Below are 23,774 nucleotides of genomic sequence, written 5' to 3'. Positions count from 1 at the left end.
GACTGGCTCCCCCGATGCAGACACATCAGTACGACGTCGTCATCGTCGGCGCAGGCGGCGCCGGCATGCGCGCGGCGCTGGAGGCCTCCGGCGAGGCCCGCACCGCCGTCATCTCGAAGCTCTACCCCACCCGCTCCCACACCGGTGCCGCCCAGGGCGGCATGGCGGCGGCCCTCGCGAACGTCGAGGAGGACAACTGGGAGTGGCACACGTTCGACACCGTCAAGGGCGGTGACTACCTGGTCGACCAGGACGCTGCGGAGATCCTCGCGAAGGAGGCCATCGACTCGGTCCTCGACCTGGAGAAGATGGGCCTGCCGTTCAACCGCACGCCCGAGGGTCGCATCGACCAGCGCCGGTTCGGCGGGCACACGCGCGAGCACGGCCAGGCCGCGGTGCGCCGCGCCTGCTACGCCGCGGACCGCACCGGCCACATGATCCTGCAGACGCTCTACCAGAACTGCGTGAAGCAGCAGGTGGAGTTCTACAACGAGTTCTACGTGCTCGACCTGCTCACCGACCACGACCTCACCACCGAGGACCTGGCCGACGGCGCCGAGGTCAACGCGACGGGCGTCGTGGCCTACGACCTGGCCAGCGGCGAGATCCACATCTTCCAGGCGAAGGCGATCATCTTCGCCACCGGCGGCGCGGGCAAGATCTTCAAGACCACGTCGAACGCGCACACCCTCACGGGCGACGGCATGGCGCTGGCCTACCGCCGCGGCCTGCCGCTCGAGGACATGGAGTTCTTCCAGTTCCACCCGACAGGCCTCGCCGGCCTCGGGATCCTCCTCTCGGAGGCGGCCCGCGGCGAGGGCGGCATCCTGCGCAACTCGGAGGGCGAGCGCTTCATGGAGCGCTACGCCCCCACCATCAAGGACCTCGCGCCGCGTGACATCGTCGCCCGGTCGATGGCCAACGAGGTGCGCGAGGGCCGCGGCGCCGGCCCCAACAAGGACTACGTGCTGCTCGACCTGACGCACCTGGAGCCCGCGCACATCGACGCGAAGCTCCCGGACATCACGGAGTTCGCGCGGACCTACCTGGGCATCGAGCCCTACACCGAGCCGGTGCCCGTGTACCCCACGGCGCACTACGCGATGGGCGGCGTCCCGACCAACATCCAGGGCGAGGTGCTCCGCGACAGCCACAACGTCGTCAAGGGCCTCTACGCCGCGGGCGAGGTCGCGTGCGTGTCCGTGCACGGCTCGAACCGCCTGGGCACCAACTCGCTGCTCGACATCAACGTCTTCGGCAAGCGCGCCGGCCGCTCCGCCGCCGCCTACGCCAAGACGGTCGCGCAGCACGCGGAGCTCCCGGAGGCCCCGTCCGCCCGCGTCGAGGCCCAGCTCGCGGAGATGCGCGACCGGCCCGACGGCGAGCGCGTGGCCGAGGTCCGCAGGGCGCTCCAGGAGACCATGGACGCGAACGCGCAGGTCTTCCGCACCGGCGACTCGCTGAACGAGGCCCTGGCGGAGATCCGCGAGCTGCAGAAGCGGTACCGGAACGTCTCCGTGCAGGACAAGGGCAAGCTGTTCAACACGGACCTGCTCGAGGCGATCGAGCTCGGCTTCCTGCTGGACATCGCCGAGGTGACCGTCGTCGCGGCGATCAACCGCAAGGAGTCGCGCGGCGGCCACTACCGCGAGGACTTCCCCGCGCGGGACGACGCCAACTACATGCTGCACACGATGGCGTACCGCCGTCCGACGTCGGCCTCCGACGCCGCCGACGGGCACGTCGCGGGCTACTTCGACCACGTCGAGGACTTCGGGGACTACAAGGTCGTCCTCGGGTCCAAGCCCGTCACCCAGACGCGCTACGAGCCGATGGAGCGGAAGTACTGATGACTGCTGTTCTCGAGAACCCCGCCACCGAGCCGAAGGCCGGTGCGATCCCCAGCTTCGAGGTCACGCTCCGTGTCCGGCGGTACAACCCCGAGTCGGAGCACGGCGAGGAGTCGACCTGGGACGACTTCACCGTCCAGGTGCACGGCACGGACCGCGTGCTCGACGCGCTGCACAAGATCAAGTGGGAGCAGGACGGGAGCCTGACGTTCCGCCGGTCCTGCGCCCACGGCGTGTGCGGCTCCGACGCGATGCGCATCAACGGCCGCAACCGCCTGGCCTGCAAGACGCTCCTCAAGGACATCAACCCGGACAAGCCGATCACGGTCGAGCCCATCAAGGGCCTGCCCGTGGTCAAGGACCTCGTGGTCGACATGGAGCCGTTCTTCGCCTCCTACCGCGAGATCATGCCGTTCCTCATCACGTCCGGGAACGAGCCGACCCGCGAGCGGCTCCAGTCCGCCGAGGACCGCGAGCGCTTCGACGACACCACCAAGTGCATCCTGTGCGCCGCGTGCACGTCGTCCTGCCCGGTGTTCTGGACCGACGGGCAGTACTTCGGCCCGGCCGCGATCGTCAACGCGCACCGGTTCATCTTCGACAGCCGCGACGAGGGCGCCACGCAGCGCCTGGAGATCCTCAACGACAAGGAGGGCGTGTGGCGCTGCCGCACGACCTTCAACTGCACCGAGGCCTGCCCTCGCGGCATCGAGGTCACCAAGGCCATCCAGGAGGTCAAGCGCGCCATGATCACGCGCGCGTTCTGACCCCCCGGCCCCTGCGGCCGACCCGGCGGACGCTCGACATCCGCATGGCGTAGGAGCCCCGTCGTACCCCGCGTACGACGGGGCTCCACGGCTTTCCGGACCCCTGGCCGCGGCGCACCACGCGCTCGATCTCCGCGGCGTCCCGCATCGCGGCGACCTCCGCCTCCGCGTGCGCGATCTCGTCCAGCCGGGGCGGGTCGTAGATCCACGCGCACATCAGCAGCAGCACCCGCGCGACGAAGTTCACCAGCACGAGCACGGTCACGAGGCCCGCGAACGCCGCGAGGAAGGCGTTGCGCTCCGCGCCGGCGGCCACGACCGACGTCCCCGCCCACCGCAGCGCCCCCGCGACGACGCCGGCCGCGAGGCACCCGAGGACGAAGTCCCGGCGGCGCCTTGGGCGGACCCGGGCCACCACCCGCACCACGAGGTACACCAGCAGGGCGTCGAGCACGACCCCGACCGCGGCCGTCCCGAGCGCGGTGAGCTGGGCCACGAGGAACGACGTCCCGAACAGCTCCTCGACCTGACGGCTGAACGTCTGCGACAGGATGCTCGCCGCGGCGGAGGCCACGATCATCGCGCCGAGGATGACGAAGCCCAGCAGCTCCCAGACCTTCGACAGCACGGGGCTGACACCCACCACGGGCTGGTCGAACATCGACCGCACCGAGATGCGCAGGGCGCGCATGAACCCGATCGCGGTCCAGAGGAAGACGACGGCGGCGATGACGCTGGCCCACGAGACCGCGGAGGTGAGCACCAGGTCGCTGGGCGTGAGGACGCCCGTCGAGTCCGGGCTCGTCTTGATGAGGCCGGGGAGCCAGTCGTTGATCTGCTCGAAGACCTCCTCCTGCAGCTCCGGCCGCCCCGCCAGCACCCGCGAGAACACGGTGAAGCCGATCGTCAGGGCGGCGAAGAGGGAGAAGATGGCCGTGTAGGCGATGCCGCCGCACAGGAGGGCTCCGCGCCGGTCGACGTACCAGTACCACGCCCGGACGGGCCGGAGGCTCTTGAACCACTGGTACGCGACGACGGACCGGCTCTTGGCCTGCACGAGTCGGTCGTTCACAGACGCGACCCTAGGGAGCCGAATGCTCCCCCGCGAGCCGGAACGAGCGTTGCGGACGCCACACGCCGTCGTCGCCGTGCTCGTACTGCCACAGGCGGTCCACCTCGAACACCCCGTCGAAGTCGGCCATCTCGACGAAGGCGCGGTCCAGGTCGGCCTCGGTGACCTCGTGGGCGACGGTGACGTGCGGGTGGTAGTTGAACCGCAGGTCCTGCGCCAGCACGCCCGACCGGGCGGCCGTCTCGAGCTGCTCGCACTCCGCGATGCCCTCGGCCAGCGACACGAACACGACCGGCGAGATCGGGCGGAAGGTGCCCGCCCCGCGCAGGTGCACCCGGAAGGGCGCCGTCTCCGACGCCACCTTCTCCAGGTGCTCCGCCACGGCGTCGAGCAGCGACTCGTCGACCACCGTGGGGCCGATCACCGTGATGTGCGGCGGGATGGCGTTCGCCAGCGGGTCGCCGAGCCGCGCCCGCGCCTCCTGGAGCTGCGTCCCGTACGGCTCGGGCACCGCGATGGCGACACCGATCCGCACCTGGGCAGGCCCGCGGTCTGGGAAGTTCACCGGGCGCCTCGCGGCAGCAGGCCGAACCGGTCGTAGACCCGGTCGAGCACCGGGCGCGCGATGTCCCGCGCGCGCTCCGCGCCGTCGGCCAGCACCTTGTCGAGCTGCGCCGGGTCCGCCAGGTAGGTCTGGGCCCGCGTCTGGAACGGCTCGAGGAAGGCGACGACGGCGTCGGCCAGGTCCACCTTGAGGTAGCCGTAGCCACGGCCGTCGTACTCGGCGGCGATCTCGTCGACGCCGCGGCCCGTGACGGCCGAGAAGATCGTGAGCAGGTTGGAGATGCCCGGCTTGGCGACCGGGTCGTAGCGCACGCCGTAGGACTCGTCCGCGTCCGTGACGGCGGACTTGATCGCCTTGACGGCCTTCTTCGGGTCCTCGAGCAGCCAGACGACGCCCTTGCCGCCCGCGTTCGACTTGCTCATCTTGGCCGTGGGCTCCTGCAGGTCCTGGATCTTCGCCACGGCCTTGACGATGTGCGCCTCGGGAACGACGGCCGTGCCCTCGCCGAAGCGGGCGTTCAGCCGCGTCGCGAGGTCGCGGGTGAGCTCGAGGTGCTGGCGCTGGTCCTCGCCGACCGGCACCAGCGCCGTGTCGTACAGGAGGATGTCGGCGGCCATGAGCACCGGGTACGTGAACAGGCCCACGGTGGTGCCGTCCGAGCCCTGCTTGGCCGACTTGTCCTTGAACTGCGTCATCCGGCCGGCCTCGCCGAAGCCGGTCTGGCACGACAGGAGCCACGCGAGCTCCGCGTGCTCGGCCACGTGCGACTGGACGAACAGGATCGAGCGCTCGGGGTCGATGCCGCCCGCGAGGTACTGCGCGGCCGTGCGGCGGGTGCGCTCGCGCAGCGACGCCGGGTCCGGGTTCACCGTCAGGGCGTGCAGGTCGACGACGCAGTACAGCGCCTCGTGGCCGTCCTGGAGGGCCACCCACTGGGCCAGCGCGCCCAGGTAGTTCCCGAGGTGCAACGACCCGTCGGTCGGCTGCATGCCGGAGAAGATGCGGGGCAGCCCCGGCGCGGACGCTCCGCGCTCCGGGGACGGTGAGGTGGCGACGTCGGGCATGGCGTCCATTGTGGCAGGTCGTCCGGGTCGGTCGAAAACCGGTCCAGGAGGACGGGGCCGCGGCGAGACCGCTACGTGGCCTCGTCGTCGAACGGGGCCGGCACCGTGACCGCCGCCTGGTCCGAGGTGCTGGTCGCGGCGGAGCCCGCGGCACCGCCGGCCGTGCCCGCGGTCGCCGCGGCGGCCGCGGCCGGGGCGGGTGCCCGCGCGGGGACGTCGTCGTCGTCGTCCATCAGCGCCTCGCGCACGATGCGGCGCGGGTCGTACTGGCGGGGGTCCAGCTTGGACCAGTCCACGTCCTGGAACTCCGGCCCGAGCTCGGTGTCCACCCGCTCCTTCGCGTCCCGGAGCATGCTCCGACCGCGCTTCACGAAGGACGCGAGCTGGGCGGCGTACCCGGGGAGGCGCTCGGGTCCGATCAGCAGGACGGCGAGCACCACGATGATGAGGAACTCACCGCCGTTGATGTCGAACACGGGAGCAGCCTAACGCCCGCGGGCGGTGCTGTGGACGTCGCGCCAGGACCTGGTCCCGGACGTCACTCGGACTCGCGCTCCTGCAGCACGACGCGCACGTCGCGCTCCTGCCCGTCGGTGCGCACGCGCAGCGTCACCGCGTCGCCCGGCTGGCGCGCGCGGATGGCCACGATGAGCGCGTCGCTCATGGTCACAGGCCTGCCGTCCACCGAGAGGATCACGTCGCCGGGCCGGATGCCCGCGCGGTCGGCGGGGCCGTCGGGGGTCACCGCCGCCTGCCCCTGCCGGGAGGCGTCGGAGACCTTCACGCCCTCGCCCGCGTACGACGTGTCGAGCAGGGCCCCGATCACCGGGTAGGTGGCGTGCCCGGACTCGATGAGCTGCTCGGCCGTGTGCCGCGCCTGCGCCGAAGGGATCGCGAAGCCGAGGCCGATGTTGCCGGTGGCGGCCAGCGCGCCCGGGGGCTGCGCGATCGCCGAGTTGATCCCCACGACCTCGCCGTCGGCGTCGATCAGCGGCCCGCCGGAGTTCCCCGGGTTGATCGCGGCGTCGGTCTGGATCGCGTCGATGAACGCGGTGGTCGCTCCCCCGGTCTCGTCGCCCGCCTGCACCGGCCGGTGCAGCGCGCTGACGATCCCGGTCGTCACGGTCGAGTCCAGGCCCAGGGGCGCGCCCACGGCGAGCACCGGGTCGCCGACGACCACCTCGTCGGAGTCGCCGAGGACGAGCGGCTCCAGCCCGTCCTCGTCCACCTTGATCACGGCGAGGTCGTAGTCCGCGGTGCGCCCGACGACCTTCGCGTCGCGCTCGCGCCCGTCCGAGAAGGTCACGCGGGCCGAGCCCTTGCCGCCCGTCGGTGCGACGACGTGGTTGTTCGTGAGGATGTAGCCGTCCTCGCGCAGCACGAACCCGGAGCCGGTCGACACGCCGTCGGCGCCCGTCACCTGGATCGACACGACGCTCGGGAGGACGTCCGCGGCGAGCGCGGCGACCGACCCGTCGGGGCGCGCGGCCCCCGCGGAGGCACCCGTCGCCGCGTTCCCCGTGCCGGACGTCGGCAGCGCCGCGTCCGTGGGCCGACCGTCGTCGAACGCGTCGGAGATCCGTCCGCCCGCGAAGCCGCCCACGGCGCCCGCCACCAGGGCGAGCGCCACGACGGCGGCCGTGCCCGGGCGGCGGCGGCGCGCCGACGCCGCGACGGGGGCGCGCACCGTGCCGAGCGCGGTCGCCGTCGGCTCGCCGTGGTCCGCGGCAGGCCCGGCGTGCTCCGCGGCGGGCCGGGGCGGCACGCCCGAGGGCGTCGAGGACAGCGTCGGCGGGAACGGCGACGCGGGGAGGGCGGGGACGACCGGCACGACGGGCGGCGCCGGCTCCGCGGGGTGCGCCGGCGGCTCGGGCGGGGCGAACAGGTCGTCGTCGTCGGGGCGGGACGGTGCGGTCATCGGCGCCAGAGGGCTCCTGTCATGGTGGTCCAGCCGCGGGAGATCTCGTCCAGCACGCCGGCGTCGTCGCCCGTCGAGGTGCCCGGGAACGCGGCGACGAGCTCGGCGAGCGCGTCGGCGGGGAGGTCGGACGCGAGGTCGAACGCCGTGTCGCCGGACTGCCAGGCGACGTGCCACGGGTCGCTCGACAGCACGCGCAGGTCGTGGTCGCGCACCTCGAGGGCGCCCGACCCGGCGACGCTCGTGCCGCCGACGGCGGCCGCCTCCAGGTCCGCGAGCCGGCCCTGGCGCAGGCACACGACGGCGTTGCCGTCCGGCCCGGACACGTCCAGCTCCACCGATCCGGTGGACGACCCGTCGGTCGCGGTGCAGCCGTCGCCGCGCAGGGCGGTGATGGCGTAGCCAGTGGGCAGCGCCGAGGGGGCGGCCCAGCCGTGCTCGGACAGCCACACCAGCGACGCCGCGGTGCTCGCGCGCGCGGCGGCCGCGTCCCCCGCGCCGACCGGCTCGGCGCCCGCCAGCAGCGTGAGGGCGGCGGCCCGCGACGGGTCAGGGCTCACGACCGGGACCTGGCCCAGCACGAAGAGCGCCACACCGAGCACGCCCACCCCGCCCGCGCCGACGGCGACGAGGCGCCGCGTGCGGTGCCGGCGGCGCGCACCGAGCTGCCCGGAGAGCGTCGGGGCCCAGGCGGCGGGCCGCTCCCAGCCGACCGCGGTGCCGCGGTCGCGCAGCGGGTCGCCCGCCGTCGAGGGGATCGAGGCGGACAGCGCCAGCAGCCGGTCCGTGAGCGCCGGGTCGGGCGCCACGTCGCAGGCCCCGGCGAGGGCGCGGTGCGCCGCCCGGGCGGCGTCGAGCTCCGCGGCGCAGCGCTCGCAGCCCGCGACGTGCACGAGCGCGCGCTCGGTCGACGCGACGTCGAGCTGGCCGTCGGCGAGGTCGCTCACCCACGGCCCGAGGTGGCCGCTCCCGGTGTAGCCCGTCACGACGCCACCCCACCGCTCGCGTCCCGCGCCGTCACCTCCGCGCGACGGTGCTCCAGCGCGTCGCGGAGCTGCGCGCGGGCCCGGTGGATGCGGGAGCGGACCGTGCCGAGCTTGATGCCCAGCGTGACGGCGATCTCCTCGTAGCTGAGGCCCTCGATGTCGCAGAGCACGACGGCGGCGCGGTACTCGGGGCGCAGCGCGTCGAGCGCGGCCTGCACGTCGTGGTCCAGGTTCGCGTGCTCGAAGCCCCGCTCGGGTCGGCCGTGGTCCTCCGGCGCGGCCACCCGGGCGGCGTCGTCGCCCATGGCCTCCATGCGGATGCGCTTGCGCCGGCGGACCTGGTCGAGGAAGAGGTTGGTCGTGATGCGGTGCAGCCAGCCCTCGAACGTGCCCGGGGTGTAGCTGGACAGCGAGCGGAAGACGCGCAGGAACGTCTCCTGGGTCAGGTCCTCGGCGTCCTGCCGGTTGCCGCTCAGCCGGTACGCGAGCCGGTAGACGCGCGCCGAGTGCTCGCGCACGATCTCGTCCCACGTGGGGGGCGTCCAGGCGGCGTCCTCGGGCGCACCGAAGGCCGCCTCGGCGGGGGCCTCGGGCACGTCCTGCACGGGAGCGGGGTCGGTCGTCATCATCACCATCGTCCCACGGCAACGTCCGGGCACGCCTCGACGTTCCCGCGTACGATCACCGCAGCATCACCCCGCGCCGGCCGCCCCGCCGGCGACCCCGCCGTGGAGGACCCGCCATCAGCACCGACGTCGACGCCCGCAGCGGCCGCACCGCTGCCTGGGCCTACAGCGAGGCCTTCGTCCCCGAGGACGACGTGCTGCTGCGCGCCCGCGAGCGCGCCGCGGAGCTGGGCTGCCACGCGGCCTCGCCGGGCACCGGCGCGCTCCTGCAGGTGGTGGCCGCCTCCCTCGGCGCGCGGGCCGTGGTCGAGGTCGGCACGGGCACGGGGGTCGCCGCCCTGTGGATGCTGCGCGGCATGCCCGCGGACGGCGTCCTCACGACGATCGACGCGGAGCTCGAGCACCAGCGGGCGGCGAAGCGGGCGTTCGCCGAGGCGGGGATCCGGCCGGCCCGCACGCGGACCATCCCGGGACGCCCTGCGGACGTCCTGCCGCGCCTCACCGACGGCGCGTACGACCTGGTGCTCGTCGGGGCCGACCCGCACGCCTACCCCGAGTACGTCGAGGCCGGGCTGCGGCTGCTGCGCCCCGGGGGCGTGCTCGCCGTCGACGGCGCCCTGCACGGCGGGCGCGTGCCCGACCCGGCTCGCCGCGACGAGGTCACCACCGTGGTGCGCGACGTCGGCCGCTCCCTGCGCGCCGACGACCGGGTGGTCTCGGCGCTCACGCCCTCCGGGGACGGGCTGCTGCTCGCCGTGCGGCGCTGAACCGGCCGCGCGACCAGGACACGGGCACGACACGGGCGCGACACGGGCACAAAAGGAACGAGCGCGGGGCGTCCGCCCCGCGCTCGCCGCGTCTGTCGCGTCCCCCGTCGTCAGGCGACGACGGCCTGGAGCGCCTCGCCCAGCTCGGTCGCCTCGGTGGCGTTCAGCTCCACGACCAGACGGCCGCCCCCCTCGAGCGGGACCCGCATGACGATGCCGCGTCCTTCCTTGGTGACCTCCAGCGGCCCGTCGCCCGTCCGCGGCTTCATCGCAGCCATCTGTGGCTCTCCATTCCGTTGTCCGGTTCCTCGGCCTGCCCCTGCCCGCTGTCCGCCGGTCGGCGGGAGCGGGCGGTGGCGTGCCCCACCATTCTAGTTCAGAACCTGCCCCTGACTTCCACACCCCGGACGCCTGCGATCGACTGGCGAGACCGGGGACCGTCAGGCCAGCCCACGCAGCACGGCGTGCGGGGGCGCCTCGTCGCGCACGGCCGCGACCAGGTCGAGCACGCGCCGGGTGGCGACGACGTCGTGCGCCCGGAAGACGGTCGCCCCCATCCAGGCGGCGAGGGCCGTGGCGGCCAGCGTGCCGTCGAGGCGGTCGTCGGGGCCGAGCCCCAGCGTCTCCCCCACGAAGTCCTTGCGGCTGAGCGCCATGAGCAGCGGGTAGCCCAGCCCGGCGAGCGCCTCCGTGCGGCGCAGGAGGTGCAGCGAGTGCCAGGTGTTCTTGCCGAAGTCGTGCGTCGGGTCCACCAGGACGGAGCGTGGCGGCACGCCGCACGCCACCGCCCGCGCGGCCGCCGCGCGCAGCGTCGCGACCGCGTCGTCGAGGACGCCGTCGCGCGGGTCGCCGCCCGCGCCCGGCGTCGGCGGGTACTCGACGCGGTAGGGGTCGGTGCGCGGCACGGCCCCGCCCGTGTGCGAGCAGACGACGCCGACGCCCGCCGCGCCGGCGACCTCGACCAGCCCGGGGTCGTGGCCCGCCCAGGTGTCGTTCACGAGGTCCGCGCCGGCCGCGACCACCTCGCGGGCGACGCCGGCCCGCCAGGTGTCGACCGACACGAGCAGGTCCGGGACCTGCTCGCGCAGCCGCGCGACGAACGGGACGACGCGGTCGATCTCCTCCGCCTCGCCGACCTCGGGGCCGACGCCGGCCCGGACCCCGCCCACGTCGAGGATCTGCGCGCCGTCCGCCCAGGCCTGGTGCGCGGCGGCGAGCGCGGCGCCCTCGTCGGGCTTGCGGGCCGGCGCGTAGAAGGAGTCCGTGGTGCGGTTGACGATGGCCATCACCACCGGCCGCAGCGCGCCGTCGGCCCCGCGGCCGACCTCGCGCCCGCGCAGCACCAGGGGCGTCCCCGCGGGCGGCGGGCCCGCCGGGCCCGTCACGAGCCGTCGGCGGTGGCGCGCGCCGCGAGCACGTGCCCACGCTCGACGACGTACTGGACCGCCTCGGCGGGCGAGTCCGTCAGGTGCATCAGGTCGAGGTCGTGCGGACCGATCATGCCGCGGTCCGCGACGGCGGTCCGCAGCCACTCGAGCAGGCCGCCCCAGTAGTCGGCGCCGACGAGCACGATGGGGAACTCGGTGACCTTGTGCGTCTGGACGAGGGTGAGGGCCTCGAACAGCTCGTCGAAGGTGCCGAACCCGCCCGGTAGCACGATGAAGCCCTGCGCGTACTTGACGAACATCGTCTTGCGGGCGAAGAAGTAGCGGAAGTTCACCCCGAGGTTGACGTGCTCGTTCATGCCCTGCTCGAACGGCAGCTCGATGCCGAGGCCGATGGACGTGCCGCCCGCCTTGTGCGCGCCGGCGTTCGCGGCCTCCATGATCCCGGGGCCGCCGCCTGTCATGACCGCGTACCCGGCCTCCGCCAGGAGCCGGCCCACCTCGACGGCGAGCCCGTAGTCCGGGTGGTCGGGCGACGTGCGCGCCGAGCCGAACACCGAGACCGCCGGCCCCACCTCGGCGAGCGCGCCGAAGCCCTCGACGAACTCCGACTGGATCCGCATCACGCGCCACGGGTCGGAGTGCACCCAGTCGGAGTCTCCCCCGCCGGACAGGAGGCGCTGGTCGGTGGTCTGGGCGGGGATCTCCTTCCCCCGCAGGAGCACGGGTCCCTTGCGGTAGCCGCGCCCCTTCTCGGGCACCCCGTCGTCGCCGCGGCCGGTGCCCGGGCCGCCTGGAGTGTTCGTCGCTCGCGTCATGCCACGAGCCTAGGCGCCCAGGAGCCAGGCGCGCAGGGCGTCGCGGCCGACCGCGAGGCGCGCGACGGGCAGCCGCTCGTCGTCCTTGTGCGCGAGCACCGGGTCGCCGGGGCCGAAGTTCACGGCGGGGATGCCCAGCTCGGCGAACCGCGCCACGTCCGTCCAGCCGTACTTGGGCTTCGGCTCGGTGCCCGTGGCGGCCTGGACGGCGGCCGCGAAGTCGGCCACCAGCGGGTCGTCGAGGCCCGGTCGGGCGCCCGGCGCCGCGTCCGTGACGACCACCTCGAAGCCCTCGAACAGCTCCCGGACGTGCGCCTCCGCCCCCGCGACGTCCAGGGACGGCGCGAAGCGGTAGTTGACGGTGACGGTGCAGGCGTCCGGCACGACGTTGCCCGCGATGCCGCCGCGGATGCCGACCGCGCCGAGGCTCTCCCGGTAGACCAGGCCGTCCACCTCGACCTCGCGGGCCTCGTACGCGGCGAGCCGCGCCAGCACCGGGGCGGCCGCGTGGATCGCGTTGACGCCCGCCCAGGCGCGGGCGGAGTGCGCGGCGACGCCGCGGGTGCGCACCTCGACGCGCAGCGTGCCGTTGCAGCCGCCCTCGATGCCGTTGTTGCTGGACTCCCCCAGGATCGCGAAGTCGCCCGCGAGCGCCTCGGGGTGGTTCCGCACCAGCCGGCCGAGCCCGCTGAGGGAGGCCTCGACCTCCTCGTGGTCGTAGAAGACGTACGTGACGTCGTGCACGGGCTCCGCGCCGGCGCGGCCGAGCTCGACGGCGAGGGCGAGGGCGATCGCCACGCCGCCCTTCATGTCGACGGTGCCGCGGCCCCACAGCTCGACCGTCCCGTCCTGCGCGGTCTCCCGCCGGGTCGGGAGGTTGGCGGGCTCGGTGAGCGGCACGGTGTCGAGGTGCCCGGCGATGACCACGCGCCGGTCGCGGCCGAGCCGCGTGCGCGCCACGAGCGCGTCGCCGTCGCGCAGCACCTCCAGGTGCGGCTGGGCGCGCAGCACGCGCTCCACGGCGTCCGCGAGCGCCGCCTCGTCGCCCGAGACCGACGGCACGTCGCACACCGCGGCCAGCAGGTCGACGAGGTCCGAGGACGCGACCGTCGCCGGGTCGAGCAGCGTGTCGAGGAGGCGGTCGAGGTCGGCGGCGGGAGCGGCTGTACGGTCCGTGGTCACGCGCACCATCGTGGCAGACCCGCCGACTACGCTGGGCGCATGACGACGCCTGCCTCCTCCCGCCCCGCCTGGGGCCTCGGTCTCGCCACGGTCGCCGACGACGGCACGACGCTCGACGTCTGGTACCCCGCCCCCGTGCTGGGTGCGCCGCCGGAGTCGGACGTCGACATCCCGGTCGAGCTCGACGCGCTCACCGAGCGCGACGACGCGCGCCGGGTGGACGTCGTCGTCGTGCGCACGGTCATCGACCTCGACGCCCCGCCGGCGGACACCGCCGACGCGTACCTGCGCCTGCACCTGCTCTCGCACCGCCTGGTCGAGCCGCACGGCGCGAACCTCGACGGCCTGTTCGGCGTGCTGACCAACGTGGTGTGGACGTCGCACGGCCCGTGCTCCGTCGAGGGCTTCGAGGCCACCCGCCTGCGCCTGCGCGCCGACTCCGGCCGGGCCGTCACCGTGTACGGCATCGACAAGTTCCCGCGCATGGTCGACTACGTCGTCCCCGCGGGCGTGCGCATCGCCGACGCCGACCGCGTGCGCCTGGGCGCGCACCTCGCCGCCGGCACCACGGTCATGCACGAGGGCTTCGTGAACTTCAACGCCGGCACGCTCGGCGCGTCGATGGTCGAGGGCCGCATCTCCGCGGGGGTCGTCGTGGGCGACGGGTCCGACGTCGGTGGTGGCGCGTCGATCATGGGCACGCTGTCCGGGGGCGGCAAGGAGGTCATCCGCGTGGGCGAGCGCTCCCTGCTGGGCGCCAACGCCGGCCTGGGCATCCCGCTCGGCGACGACTGCGTGGTCGAGGCCGGCCTCTACCTCACCGCCGGCACGAAGGTCACCGTGCTCGGCGAGATGGGGGCCGACGGCGACCCGCTCGTCGTCAAGGCCCGCGACCTGGCGGGCCGCGACAACCTGCTCTTCCGCCGCAACTCCCGCACCGGCACCGTCGAGGTGCTGGAGCGCGGCGGCGTGGGCATCGAGCTCAACGCCGCGCTGCACGCGAACTGAGCACCCCGCGCCGACCCGACCACGAGACCACGATGACGAGCCGCGAGGAACGCCGGCGGCGGCGCGTGCGGCGCACGGCGGCCGCCACCGTCGCCGCCGTCCTCGTGGTCGGGGTCGGCGCGACCGCGGGCGTGGTGTGGTTCCTCGACCGCACGAGCCCGCCCGAGCCGGCGCGCTGCGCCGCCGCGCTGGACGGCACCTCCTGGTACCTCACGCCCGTGCAGGCGGAGAACGCCGCGCTGGTGGTCGGCACGTCCGTGCAGCGCGGCCTGCCCGGCCGGGCGGCGACGATCGCGCTGGCGACCGCGCTGCAGGAGTCGCGCCTCGTGAACATCGACTACGGCGACCGGGACTCGCTCGGCCTGTTCCAGCAGCGCCCGTCGCAGGGCTGGGGGACGCCCGAGCAGATCATGGACCCCGTGTACTCGACCGGCGCCTTCTACGACGGCCTCGTCGAGGTCGACGGCTACCAGGACATGGAGATCACCGACGCCGCGCAGGCCGTGCAGCGCTCCGGGTTCCCCGAGGCGTACGCCCAGCACGAGTCCCGGTCGCGCGCCTGGGCGTCCGCGCTCACGGGGCACTCCCCCGGCGCCGTCACGTGCACGCTCCCGCCGGCGGCGGAGACCGACGCCCCGACCGGCGACGCGGCGCGGGCCGCGCTGACCGAGCTCGCGGCGCGGGACCTCGGCCTGCCCGCCGACGCCGTGCGCGCGGCCGGCGACGACGGGCAGCGGGTGCGCGTGGACGCGACGGCCGTACCGCTCGACGGGGAGCTCGCGACCTGGGCCGTCGCCCACTGGGCGGTCGCGACGGCGGCGTCGACCGGCGCGGAGGAGGTCCGCGCGGGGGGCCGGGCGTGGTCGCGCGCCGACGGCACCTGGTCGGCCGTGGACGACGAAGACCGCCAGCCCGGCGGCCAGGTCACGATCGTCCTGACGGCGGGCTGACGGTCTGCGTCAGCGGTGCGGCGGCGCCTCAGCGCTGCCCGAGCGCCACGTAGTCGCGCTCGGTGGGGCCCGTGTAGACCTGCCGTGGGCGGCCGATCTTGGTCTGCGGGTCGTGCATCATCTCGCGCCACTGGGCGATCCAGCCGGGCATGCGGCCCAGCGCGAACAGCGGCGTGAACATGGCCGGCGAGAAGCCCATGGCCTTGTAGATGAGGCCGGTGTAGAAGTCGACGTTCGGGTACAGCTTGCGCTGCACGAAGTAGTCGTCCGACAGGGCGATCTCCTCGAGCCCGCGGGCGATGTCGAGGAGCTCGTCCTTGGCACCGAGCTGGCCGAGCACGGCGTCGGCGTGCTTCTTGACGATCGCGGCACGCGGGTCGTAGCTCTTGTAGACGCGGTGGCCGAAGCCCATGAGCCGGACGCCGTCCTCCTTGTTCTTGACCTTCTTCATGAAGGTCTCGACGGAGTCGTCGCCGCTGCGGATGCTCTCGAGCATCGTGAGCACGGCCTCGTTGGCGCCACCGTGCGACGGGCCGGAGAGGGCGTTGATGCCGGCGGCGACGGACGCGTACAGCGTCGCGTTCGACGAGCCGACGATGCGCACGGTGGACGTGGAGCAGTTCTGCTCGTGGTCGGCGTGCAGGATGAGCAGCTTGTCCATGGCGGACACGAGCACCGGGTCGGACTCCCACTGCTCGTAGGGCCGCGAGAACGTCATGCGCAGGAAGTCGTCCACGTAGCCGCGGGCGTAGTCCGGGTACATGAGCGGCTCGTCGCGCGTGGCGCGGTGCAGGTACGACGTGATGGTGCGGATCTTCGCGAGGATCAGCACGGTGGCGAGCTCGACGGCCTCCGGGTCGTGCGGGTCCAGCGACTCCGGGTAGTACGTCGGGAGCGCGTTGACGGCCGACGCGAGGATCGACATCGGGTGCCCGCCGCGCGGGAACGACGAGAGGAACGCGCGGAAGCCCTCGGGCACGAGCGTGTGGCGGTTGACCCGCTCCTCGAACGCCGACAGCTCCGTCGCCGACGGCAGCTCGCCGTGGATCAGCAGGTAGGCCACCTCGAGGAAGGTGGACGAGTCCGCGAGCTGCTCGATCGGGTACCCGCGGTAGCGCAGGATGCCCTGGTCGCCGTCGATGTACGTGATCGCCGACTCGCACGACGCGGTGTTGGTGAAGCCCGGGTCGACGGTGACCAGGCCGGTGTCCTTGAGCAGGGACGACACGACGATGCCGTCGTTGCCCTCCGTGGCGGGGACGACGGGCAGCTGCCGGGCGGTGCCGTCGACGACGAGCTCGACCGAGGCGGTGTCGCCCGAGGTGCCTGCGGCAGGCGTGGTGGACGTCATGTCTTCCTTCCGTGACGGGCCCACCGGCACCCGGCGACGGGGACGGAGAGCGCGTGACTCGTGACTCTGGGACGGGGGCGGCCCGGGGCACGCCGGCCGTGGCGTCCTCCAGGGCTACCGCGGCCTGCGGTCGAACCTACCCCTCAACACCAAGGTGTTCCAATCCCCTGCTCATCCCCAGCCATCCGGGCAGTCACGCAGGTGTGATGCGGGCCACAGCCTCCGCCACGGAATCGTCGGGCGCGGTCAGCGCGACCCGGACGTGCCGCTCCCCCGCGGCGCCGTAGAACTCCCCCGGCCCGACGAGGATGCCGCGGCGGGCGAACCATGCGGCGAGCTCGCGCGACGTCGCGCCGGCCGGGACCGGGTCCGGGGCACCCGCCCCGGCGCCGGTGGGCACCTCCGCGGGACGCGCCCACAGGTAGAGGCCCGCCTCGGAGCCGTCGACGACGAACCCCGCGGCCTCGAGCGCCCCCAGCAGGGCCGCGCGACGACGGCGGTACACCTCGCGCTGCGCGACCACGTGCGCGTCGTCGCCGAGCGCGGCGGTCATCGCCGCCTGGACCGGCGCGGGCACGATCATGCCGAGGTGCTTGCGGGTCGCCAGCAACCCCTCGACCAGGGCCGGGTCGCCCGCCACGAACGCGGCGCGGTACCCGGCCACGTTGGACTGCTTCGACAGGGAGTACGCCACGAGCAGGCCGTCGTGGCTGTCGCCGGCGACCCGCGGGTCGAGCAGGCTCGGCACGCGGGAGACGCCGTCGTCGCCCACCCAGGCGTCCGCCCACGGCAGCTCCGCGTAGCACTCGTCGCCCACGACGACGGCGCCGATCGCGCGCGCGGCCTCCACGACGCGGCGCAGGTGCGCGACGTCGGCGACCTCGCCCGTCGGGTTGCCCGGCGAGTTGACCCACACCAGGCGCACGTCGTCGCGCCCCGCCCAGGCGTCGACGTCGTCCGTGGCCAGGGGCGTCGCGCCCGCCAGCCGCGCCCCGACGTCGTAGGTCGGGTACGCGACCGCCGGGTGCACCACGACGTCGCCCGGCCCCAGCCCCAGCAGCGACGGGAGCAGCCCGACGAGCTCCTTGGAGCCCACGGTGGGCAGCACCGCCGCCGGGTCGAGGCCCGGGACGCCGCGGCGCCGGGCGAACCAGCCGGCGACGGCCGCGCGCAGGGCCGGCGTGCCGTGCGTCAGCGGGTAGCCGTGGGCGTCGGACGCCGCGGCGAGCGCGTCGCGCACCACGGCGGGCGTCGGGTCGACGGGCGTGCCGATCGACAGGTCGACCACCCCGCCGGGGTGGTCGTGGGCCGTGGCCCGCACGTCCCCCAGCGTGTCCCAGGGGTAGGGCAGGGCGCTGAGGTCCGCGAAGCCCATCAGGCCTGGGGCGGCAGGGCGGCGATCATGGGGTCGTCCTTCTCGATGACCCCCATCTTCGCGGCGCCGCCCGGGGAGCCCAGGTCGTCGAAGAACTCGACGTTGGCGCGGTAGTAGTCCTTCCACTGCTCGGGGACGTCGTCCTCGTAGTAGATGGCCTCGACCGGGCACACCGGCTCGCACGCGCCGCAGTCCACGCACTCGTCCGGGTGGATGTAGAGCGACCGCGAGCCCTCGTAGATGCAGTCCACGGGACACTCCTCGATGCACGCCTTGTCCTTGACGTCGACGCACGGCTGAGCGATCACGTAGGTCACTGCGGGCTACCTTCCAGGTGACGAGGGCGCGCCCTGGAGAGCGGGGCGCGGGGGCTCGATGCTTCTTCGGCGATACCGGCGCGGGCACGTGGCCCGCGCGGCCAACTCTAGTATCGCTGACGTGGTGCCTCCGCCGTCAGCCGTCCCACCTGCCGTCCCTCCCGCCGGGCCGCCTGCCGAGCCGCCCGCCGGCCCGCCCGGCTGGACGCGGCTGCCGGTCGGCGCGCGCGTCGTCGTGCGCCGCCGGCTGTCGCCGGCCGAGGCCGCCGCGAGCGGGGCGCGGTGGACGGACGTCGTGGGGATCCTCACGTCCGTCGCCGACGACGGCCTGCGGGTGCGCCCCGACCGCTCCCCCGGCGCACCCGAGGTCGCGGTCGGGGTGGCCGACGTCGAGGCCGTGAAGCCGATCCCGCCCCGCCGTCCGCGGCGCGGGCGGCCCGAGGACGACCGAGCCGACCGAACTGACCGAGCCGACCGAACTGACTGAGCCGACGCCGCCGGCCGCGCCCAGGGGCGACGCGTCAGCGCGGCGCGCGCACCCGCACCGCGTCGTCGTCCACGCCGACGACGACGGCCCCGGCCGCGCCGCGCGTCACGAGGGCGTCCACCGCGGCGGGCGTCCAGCCGCCGGCGAGCGGCACGCGCTCCTCGGCGCCGCCGGGCCGCCCGCGGCCCGCGCGCTCGGCCCGGACGTCGTCGGCGGCGTGGAAGACGTCGTGCAGCGACCCGTTGGTCTCCAGCGCCCCGATCACCACCTCGAGGTCCCGCACCGCCTTGCGCAGCGCGGGCGCCACCCAGGCGGCGTTCTCCGTGACCATCGCCTCGGTGCGGGCGGGGTCCGTGAGCGCGACCCGCGTGCCGTCGCGGAAGCTGCCCGCCGCGAGGCCCAGCGCCAGGTCGCGCACGGGGGCGCCCGCCACCGCGTTGAGCAGCTGCGTGGCCAGCACGTGCGGCACGTGGCTGATCAGGGCGGCCGCCTCGTCGTGCCGGTCGTCGGTCACGACGGCCGCGGTGCCGCCCAACGGCCCCGTCACCAGGCGCAGCACCTGCGCCAGGCGCGCCGGCTCGTCCGCGGCGGCCGCACCCGGCTCGGCGACGGTGACCGCCCAGGGCGCGCCGTCGAGCAGGCCCGCGTCGGACGCGGCGAACCCGCTGTGCTCCGTGCCGGCCATCGGGTGGGCCCCGACGTACCGGTCGCCCAGGCCCGCCGCCCGCACCGCGGCGCGCACGGGGCCCTTCACGCTGCCCACGTCGGTCAGCGTCGCGTCGCCCCCGGCCAGGAGCGGCGCCAGCTCCGCCGCCGTCGCACGCACGGCCCGCAGCGGCACGGCCAGCACCACCAGGTCCGGGGCCGCCGCGCACAGCGCGGCGAGGTCGTCCGCGACCCTCAGGCCCACCGCGCGGGCGTCCGACCGGGTCCCGGGGTCCAGGTCCGTCGCGACGACGTCGACGCCGCGCGCCGCGAGCAGCCGGGTCAGCGACCCGCCGACCAGGCCCAGGCCGACGACGGCCACCGTCCCGGCCGGGCCGCGGGTCACCACAGCAGGCCCCGGGCGAGGGTCTCGTCCGCGTCCTGCTGCAGCACGCTGCCCGTGGGCACGTGGTCGGGCAGGACGCCGTCCAGCCCCGGCCCGCCCGGCGACACCGGGAACGCGCCGAGCACCTTGAGCGAGTCGCCCGCGCCGAGGAGCGCGGCGAGCAGGTCGCGCACGCGCGGCTCCCACGGGGCGCCGTCGAGCGTCACGACGAACACGTACTGGCTCTCGCGCACCTTCAGCGGGCGCTCGACGAGGCTCGTCATGTTGACGCCGCGGGCCGCGAACTCGCCGGTGACCCGCGCGAGCACGCCCGGCCCCGTGACGACCGGCGTCATCGCGAGCATGGTGCGCCACGTGGCCCCGGCACCGTCCCCGTCCGCGGCGCGGACCGGCGCCCACGCGGCCATGGCGTCGTCGCGGCGGCACAGCACGAGGAAGCGGGTCCGCGCGCCGGCGAAGTCCTCCACCCCCGTCGCGAGGGTCTCCAGGCCGTACAGCTCCCCGCACAGCCGCGGGCCGAACGCGACCTGGTGCTCGGCCAGGTCGCGGCAGGCCGCCGCGTTGGACGACGCGGGCACCGGCAGCAGGCCGCGCTCCGCGACGAACCGCGTGCACTGCGCCAGGCCGTGGGGGTGCGCGGTCGCCTCGCGCAGGCCCGCGTCGTCGGCGTGCCCGGGCCGGACGAACGCGTCGAACGACACGTCGAGCACCACCTCGTCGACGGCCGCCACGTCGGGGCTCCCCACGAGGGCGTCGAGCGACGGCACGACGTACCCCTCGACCGAGCTCTCGATCGCCACGACCCCGCGGTCCGCGGCCCCCGAGGCGACGGCGTCGTGCACCGCGCGGACCGTGGCGAGCGGCTCCAGGGCGGCGTCCTCGGCCGCGGCGCCCGCGCCCCCGGCCCAGCGGCGCGCCGCCTCGTGGGTGAACGTGCCCTCCGGCCCCAGGTACGCGACCCTCATGCCCCGGCCTGCCCGCCCTCTGCCCAGCGCGGTGCGAGCGGGACCGGTCCGGGCACGAAGCCCTCGCCCGGCAGCACCGCGAGCGTGCGGTGCGCGACGCCCCGGCCGTCCAGCTCGGCGACGAGCCCGTCCAGCACGTCGACCGACGGGCAGCGGAACGAGGTGAAGAACACGTGCGGCCCGCGGGTGGACGGGTGGCTGCGCAGGTGCTGCAGGTCCACGCCCGCGGCCGAGAGCACGGCCAGCGTGTGCTGCAGCGACCCGCGGTGGTCGTCGGAGGGCCCGACGGCGAGCCACACCTGTGCGGGCGCGTCGAACCGCGGCCAGGCCGCGCGCGCCTCGAGCAGGCCGTACCAGACCGGCAGGCGGCCGGCGAGCCGCTCGCTGCCGGGCACCTCGGCCCAGCCGGCGGGCACCCGCGACCGCTCGACGACGATCGAGCCCGCCGCCCCCGCGAGCGCGACCCGCTCGTCGACCGACGTCCGCGTGGGCACGAGGCGCGGGCTCACGCCCATGCCGCGCAGCAGGTCCTGGCAGTCGCGCATCCCGGCCTCGTCGATGACGACCTGGCCGCCCGACGCCCCCGCCGGCGCCACCCACACCCACTGCGGCGCGACGGCGACCGCCGCCGTGACGATGAGCGACGGGTCGCCCGCGAGGATCGCCTCCTCGAGCGCCGGCGACGGCTGCTCCGGGTGGCCCAGGTGCACGACCGCGGCGAGGTCGTCGATCGTCGCCACCGTGGCGAGCGTGTCCGACGTCGTGCCGAGGTCGAGCAGCTCGAGCGACTCGTCCGCCACGGCCGTGACCACCGCCGAGCCGGCGGCGACCCCCGACCATCCCGCGTCGTGCGCCGCCTGCGCGGCGTGCGCCGGGGACTCGCGTTCCGAGCGTCCGAGCATCAGTCCTCCTTGGCCTTGCCGTCGTCGTCGTCCCCGTGGTCGGCGGGCTTGCGCTCCTGGTCCCGGTCGGCCTTCGGCTGGTCGCACACCACCGGGTTGTCCGGCTTGTACGTCCAGGTCTTCGACTCGTCCTTGACCTGCTTGCCGTCGTGGTACACCTTGCGGTAGTTCGTGATGGTGAAGCCGTCGCTGCCGCCCGGGTAGCTCTCGCACGACGCGCCCGTGCTGCGCACCGGGGTGGCCTGCACGACGTTCCGCTTGTCGCCCGCCGAGGTCTTCACCTCGTAGTACTTGGTGGACCAGATGGCGACGTGCACGCGGCCGCCCGACACCCACGACTGCATGACGGCGCCGTACGGGGTGTCGTTGGTGAACTTCATGTCGATGGCGCCCACGTAGATGGTCGCCTCGCGCCCGGCGGGGTAGCGGTCGAACCAGTAGCTGTGCGGCTGGTGGCCCGCGTCGTCGAACCCGGCGAAGTAGCCCGCGTTGTAGGTGGTCGTGGCCATCTGCGACAGCCCGCCGCCGATCGCGTCGGTGTGCACGCCGTTGCTGATGACGCCCGACTGCACGTACCCGTTCGCCGCCGTCACGGGCGACAGGGTGTCCAGCAGGGAGAACGTCTCGCCGGGGGCGACGAGCGTGCCCGTGACGAGCTGCGCGCCACGGATCAGGTTCCGGGTGCGGACGCTGTCGCTGGTCAGCGGGGTCGAGAACTCGGAGACGACCTCCTTGACGCCCATCTTCTCGAGCGCCTCCTTGGTGCGCTCCGGGTCGCGCTCGACCAGCGTGAGCTGGGTGGTGCGCGAGTCGCCGAGGGCGGCCTTGCCGACCTCCGTCGACGCGGTGTCCGGGTCCAGGGACGTGCCCTGGGCACCGCCCTCGACCACCGGCTTGCCGCCGGAGAAGACGAAGTGCGCGTCGTCCGGCTCCGTGAGCAGTCCGTCGGTGCCCTTCACGACCGCCGAGACGATCTTGTCGCCGTCGAACTTCGCGGTGAGCGAGCCGTCGGCCGCCTTGAACGAGGTCACCTTGGCGAGCGTCTTCGGGCTCAGCTCCGCGGTCTGGTCGCCGACCTCCACCTCGACGGGGCCGCTCACGACCTGCTCGGCCTCGGCCAGGGCCGCGTCGGTCTCCTCCTGCGTGATCGCCGGGGCCACGGTCTTCGTCGGCAGCTCGACCGGGCCCGAGGTGACGAGCCAGGCGTCCGCGACGGTGTCCACGGCCTCGTCGACCAGCACGCTGGAGCCCGTCTTCGCCTTCGTCGCGACGGCCTTGGCGCCGTCGAACCCGACGGTGCCGTCCACGGGCTCGACCTGCAGCGACTCCTCCAGCCCCGAGAGCACCTCGGTCAGCGCCGAGCGGCGGACGTCGACCGCGGGGGCGAGCTCGTCGCCGCCCACCAGGTGCTCCCACAGGTGCGCGGGGTCGAGCGAGAACCCGGTCAGTCCCTCGACGGTCGCGTCCGCGTCGAACGACAGGCCTGCGTCGGCGGGGTCGACCGTGCTCGACGCGTCGCCCGCCTGGACGGTGACCGGCTCGGCGGCCCGCGGCGCGAGGCCGTCGTCCAGCGCGGCCACCGCGGCGGCGCTGTCCATGCCGCCGATGTCGACGCCCGCGACGGTCGTGCCCTTCGGCACCGACCCCGCGACCGCCGCCTGCGCCCCCACGTAGAGGCCGGCCACGACGACGAGCCCGACGCCCGCCCACAGCGCCACCTTGGGCGCGCGGCTGGGCGCGCCGTCGCCGGCAAGACCGTCGAGCGGCGAACCCGACGTCGGACCCTCGGGTCCGCCGGACCCGCCAGTCCCACCCGTCCCACCCGGTCCGGCGGGCGCACCAGGACCGGCAGGGCCACCAAGGCCGGCGGGGCCTGCCGGGCCACCGGGTCCGGCAGGGCCCCCGGGCGCCGCGAAGACCGAGGGCGCGGCGGCGGCGACGGACACCGCGGGCAGCGCCTGGGTCGGGGCACCCGTCGCCGGCGCGGCGACCGTCGCGATCACGCGCTGCTCGTAGAGGCGCACGCGCGGCTGGTACGGCTCCTCGGGCTCCTCGGGCTCCTCGGGCTTCTCCGCCAGCATCGACGTCGCGGCGGCCGGGGCGGCGGCAGGCGGCGTCGAGGCCGACGGCGTCGAGGCCGACGGCGTCGAGGCCGACGGCGTCGAGGCCGACGGCGTCGAGGCCGACGGCGTCGCGACAGCAGGCGGGGTCGCGGCAGCAGGCGGGGTCGCGGCAGCAGGCGGGGTCGCGGCAGCAGGCGGGGTCGCGGCAGCAGGCGGGGTCGCGGCAGGCGGCGCCGCAGCAGCAGGCGCGGTCGCGGCAGGCGGCGCCGCAGCAGCAGGCGCGGTCGCGGCAGGCGGCGTCGCAG

The 23,774-nt window shown here is 74.9% G+C and carries 24 protein-coding genes; 6 read left to right on the top strand and 18 right to left on the bottom strand.

The genetic code is table 11. The features are described 5' to 3' along the window. Positions 1–14: 14 nt before the first annotated feature. Positions 15–1,850, top strand: coding sequence for a succinate dehydrogenase flavoprotein subunit (gene sdhA / locus ACFU9A_RS09115; RefSeq protein WP_430574912.1), 1,836 nt, complete (start codon positions 15–17; stop codon positions 1,848–1,850). Continuing rightward, positions 1,850–2,617, top strand: coding sequence for a succinate dehydrogenase iron-sulfur subunit (locus ACFU9A_RS09110; protein WP_430574911.1), 768 nt, complete (start codon positions 1,850–1,852; stop codon positions 2,615–2,617). The genes sdhA and ACFU9A_RS09110 overlap by 1 nt, the downstream gene beginning before the upstream one ends. Here ACFU9A_RS09110 and ACFU9A_RS09105 read toward each other — a convergent pair. The 7 genes from ACFU9A_RS09105 to sigE all read right to left on the bottom strand — a co-directional run bounded on the left by ACFU9A_RS09105 (position 2,601) and on the right by sigE (position 8,848). Beyond that, positions 2,601–3,689 carry a YihY/virulence factor BrkB family protein gene (locus tag ACFU9A_RS09105; protein WP_430574910.1) on the bottom strand — a complete coding sequence of 363 codons (1,089 nt, stop codon included), beginning with the start codon at positions 3,687–3,689 and terminating at the stop codon, positions 2,601–2,603. The two genes, ACFU9A_RS09110 and ACFU9A_RS09105, sit on opposite strands and share 17 nt — an antisense overlap. Positions 3,690–3,699: 10 nt before the next feature. Then, on the bottom strand, positions 3,700–4,254 hold the full coding sequence (locus ACFU9A_RS09100) for a 2'-5' RNA ligase family protein (protein WP_430574909.1): 555 nt from the start codon (positions 4,252–4,254) through the stop codon (positions 3,700–3,702). After that, positions 4,251–5,318: a tryptophan--tRNA ligase gene (trpS, locus tag ACFU9A_RS09095; RefSeq protein WP_430574908.1), complete on the bottom strand. Its 1,068-nt coding sequence runs from the start codon at positions 5,316–5,318 to the stop codon at positions 4,251–4,253. The genes ACFU9A_RS09100 and trpS overlap by 4 nt, the downstream gene beginning before the upstream one ends. Positions 5,319–5,389: 71 nt before the next feature. Continuing rightward, the gene (locus tag ACFU9A_RS09090) at positions 5,390–5,794 is read right to left on the bottom strand and encodes a Sec-independent protein translocase TatB (RefSeq protein ID WP_430574907.1); all 405 of its coding nucleotides are present in this window, start codon (positions 5,792–5,794) and stop codon (positions 5,390–5,392) included. A 62-nt stretch (positions 5,795–5,856) separates the two neighbouring features. Then, a complete protein-coding gene (locus ACFU9A_RS09085; protein ID WP_430574906.1) occupies positions 5,857–7,236 on the bottom strand; it encodes a S1C family serine protease in 1,380 nt (459 codons plus the stop codon). Next, positions 7,233–8,222, bottom strand: coding sequence for a zf-HC2 domain-containing protein (locus tag ACFU9A_RS09080; protein ID WP_430574905.1), 990 nt, complete (start codon positions 8,220–8,222; stop codon positions 7,233–7,235). Before ACFU9A_RS09080 ends, ACFU9A_RS09085 begins: the two co-directional genes overlap by 4 nt. Next, positions 8,219–8,848, bottom strand: coding sequence for an RNA polymerase sigma factor SigE (gene sigE, locus ACFU9A_RS09075; protein WP_430574904.1), 630 nt, complete (start codon positions 8,846–8,848; stop codon positions 8,219–8,221). The genes ACFU9A_RS09080 and sigE overlap by 4 nt, the downstream gene beginning before the upstream one ends. Positions 8,849–9,042: 194 nt before the next feature. On the opposite strand from sigE, the gene ACFU9A_RS09070 reads away from it, so the two are divergent. Then, complete coding sequence (locus ACFU9A_RS09070) at positions 9,043–9,615, top strand: O-methyltransferase (protein ID WP_430574903.1); 573 nt, start codon at positions 9,043–9,045, stop codon at positions 9,613–9,615. Between the two features lie 110 nt (positions 9,616–9,725). Here ACFU9A_RS09070 and ACFU9A_RS09065 read toward each other — a convergent pair whose 3' ends face one another. The 4 genes from ACFU9A_RS09065 to dapE form a co-directional block, all read right to left on the bottom strand. Further along, a complete protein-coding gene (locus tag ACFU9A_RS09065; protein ID WP_111249454.1) occupies positions 9,726–9,893 on the bottom strand; it encodes a DUF3117 domain-containing protein in 168 nt (55 codons plus the stop codon). A 162-nt stretch (positions 9,894–10,055) separates the two neighbouring features. After that, positions 10,056–11,000 carry a dihydropteroate synthase gene (folP, locus tag ACFU9A_RS09060; RefSeq protein WP_430574902.1) on the bottom strand — a complete coding sequence of 315 codons (945 nt, stop codon included), beginning with the start codon at positions 10,998–11,000 and terminating at the stop codon, positions 10,056–10,058. Then, positions 10,997–11,818 (bottom strand): TIGR00730 family Rossman fold protein, encoded by an 822-nt coding sequence (locus ACFU9A_RS09055; protein WP_430574901.1) that lies wholly within the window; start codon positions 11,816–11,818, stop codon positions 10,997–10,999. The genes folP and ACFU9A_RS09055 overlap by 4 nt, the downstream gene beginning before the upstream one ends. Positions 11,819–11,827: 9 nt before the next feature. Continuing rightward, positions 11,828–13,009: a succinyl-diaminopimelate desuccinylase gene (gene dapE, locus ACFU9A_RS09050; RefSeq protein ID WP_430574900.1), complete on the bottom strand. Its 1,182-nt coding sequence runs from the start codon at positions 13,007–13,009 to the stop codon at positions 11,828–11,830. A 30-nt stretch (positions 13,010–13,039) separates the two neighbouring features. On the opposite strand from dapE, the gene dapD reads away from it, so the two are divergent. Together dapD and ACFU9A_RS09040 are read left to right on the top strand one after the other, a co-directional pair. Continuing rightward, on the top strand, positions 13,040–14,008 hold the full coding sequence (gene dapD / locus ACFU9A_RS09045) for a 2,3,4,5-tetrahydropyridine-2,6-dicarboxylate N-succinyltransferase (RefSeq protein WP_430574899.1): 969 nt from the start codon (positions 13,040–13,042) through the stop codon (positions 14,006–14,008). Positions 14,009–14,040: 32 nt separating this feature from the next. Further along, positions 14,041–14,958, top strand: coding sequence for a hypothetical protein (locus tag ACFU9A_RS09040; RefSeq protein WP_430574898.1), 918 nt, complete (start codon positions 14,041–14,043; stop codon positions 14,956–14,958). A gap of 28 nt (positions 14,959–14,986) precedes the next feature. On the opposite strand, the gene ACFU9A_RS09035 is transcribed toward ACFU9A_RS09040, so the two are convergent. The 3 genes from ACFU9A_RS09035 to fdxA all read right to left on the bottom strand — a co-directional run bounded on the left by ACFU9A_RS09035 (position 14,987) and on the right by fdxA (position 18,001). Next, a complete protein-coding gene (locus tag ACFU9A_RS09035; protein ID WP_430574897.1) occupies positions 14,987–16,309 on the bottom strand; it encodes a citrate synthase in 1,323 nt (440 codons plus the stop codon). Between the two features lie 193 nt (positions 16,310–16,502). Beyond that, positions 16,503–17,684, bottom strand: a complete 1,182-nt coding sequence (gene dapC / locus ACFU9A_RS09030; protein WP_430574896.1) for a succinyldiaminopimelate transaminase — start codon at positions 17,682–17,684, stop codon at positions 16,503–16,505. After that, positions 17,684–18,001: a ferredoxin gene (gene fdxA / locus ACFU9A_RS09025; RefSeq protein ID WP_416342121.1), complete on the bottom strand. Its 318-nt coding sequence runs from the start codon at positions 17,999–18,001 to the stop codon at positions 17,684–17,686. Before fdxA ends, dapC begins: the two co-directional genes overlap by 1 nt. Before the next feature lie 121 nt (positions 18,002–18,122). Between fdxA and ACFU9A_RS09020 the strand changes: the two genes are divergently transcribed. Beyond that, entirely contained in the window at positions 18,123–18,488 is a 366-nt protein-coding gene (locus ACFU9A_RS09020) for a hypothetical protein (RefSeq protein WP_430574895.1), read from the top strand. 34 nt (positions 18,489–18,522) lie between these two features. Here ACFU9A_RS09020 and ACFU9A_RS09015 read toward each other — a convergent pair whose 3' ends face one another. The 4 genes from ACFU9A_RS09015 to ACFU9A_RS09000 are packed head-to-tail and all read right to left on the bottom strand — an operon-like array spanning position 18,523 to position 23,487. Beyond that, positions 18,523–19,539, bottom strand: a complete 1,017-nt coding sequence (locus ACFU9A_RS09015; protein WP_430574894.1) for a prephenate dehydrogenase — start codon at positions 19,537–19,539, stop codon at positions 18,523–18,525. Next, positions 19,536–20,504, bottom strand: a complete 969-nt coding sequence (locus ACFU9A_RS09010) for a prephenate dehydratase (RefSeq protein ID WP_430574893.1) — start codon at positions 20,502–20,504, stop codon at positions 19,536–19,538. Before ACFU9A_RS09010 ends, ACFU9A_RS09015 begins: the two co-directional genes overlap by 4 nt. Beyond that, positions 20,501–21,406: a hypothetical protein gene (locus ACFU9A_RS09005; protein ID WP_430574892.1), complete on the bottom strand. Its 906-nt coding sequence runs from the start codon at positions 21,404–21,406 to the stop codon at positions 20,501–20,503. Before ACFU9A_RS09005 ends, ACFU9A_RS09010 begins: the two co-directional genes overlap by 4 nt. Beyond that, the gene (locus ACFU9A_RS09000) at positions 21,406–23,487 is read right to left on the bottom strand and encodes a VanW family protein (protein WP_430574891.1); all 2,082 of its coding nucleotides are present in this window, start codon (positions 23,485–23,487) and stop codon (positions 21,406–21,408) included. The genes ACFU9A_RS09005 and ACFU9A_RS09000 overlap by 1 nt, the downstream gene beginning before the upstream one ends. Positions 23,488–23,774 lie beyond the last annotated feature (287 nt).

It is taken from the genome of Isoptericola sp. NPDC057653, assembly GCF_042799955.1.
Classification (GTDB): domain Bacteria; phylum Actinomycetota; class Actinomycetes; order Actinomycetales; family Cellulomonadaceae; genus Isoptericola.
This window is presented reverse-complemented; position numbering and strand designations above follow the sequence as displayed.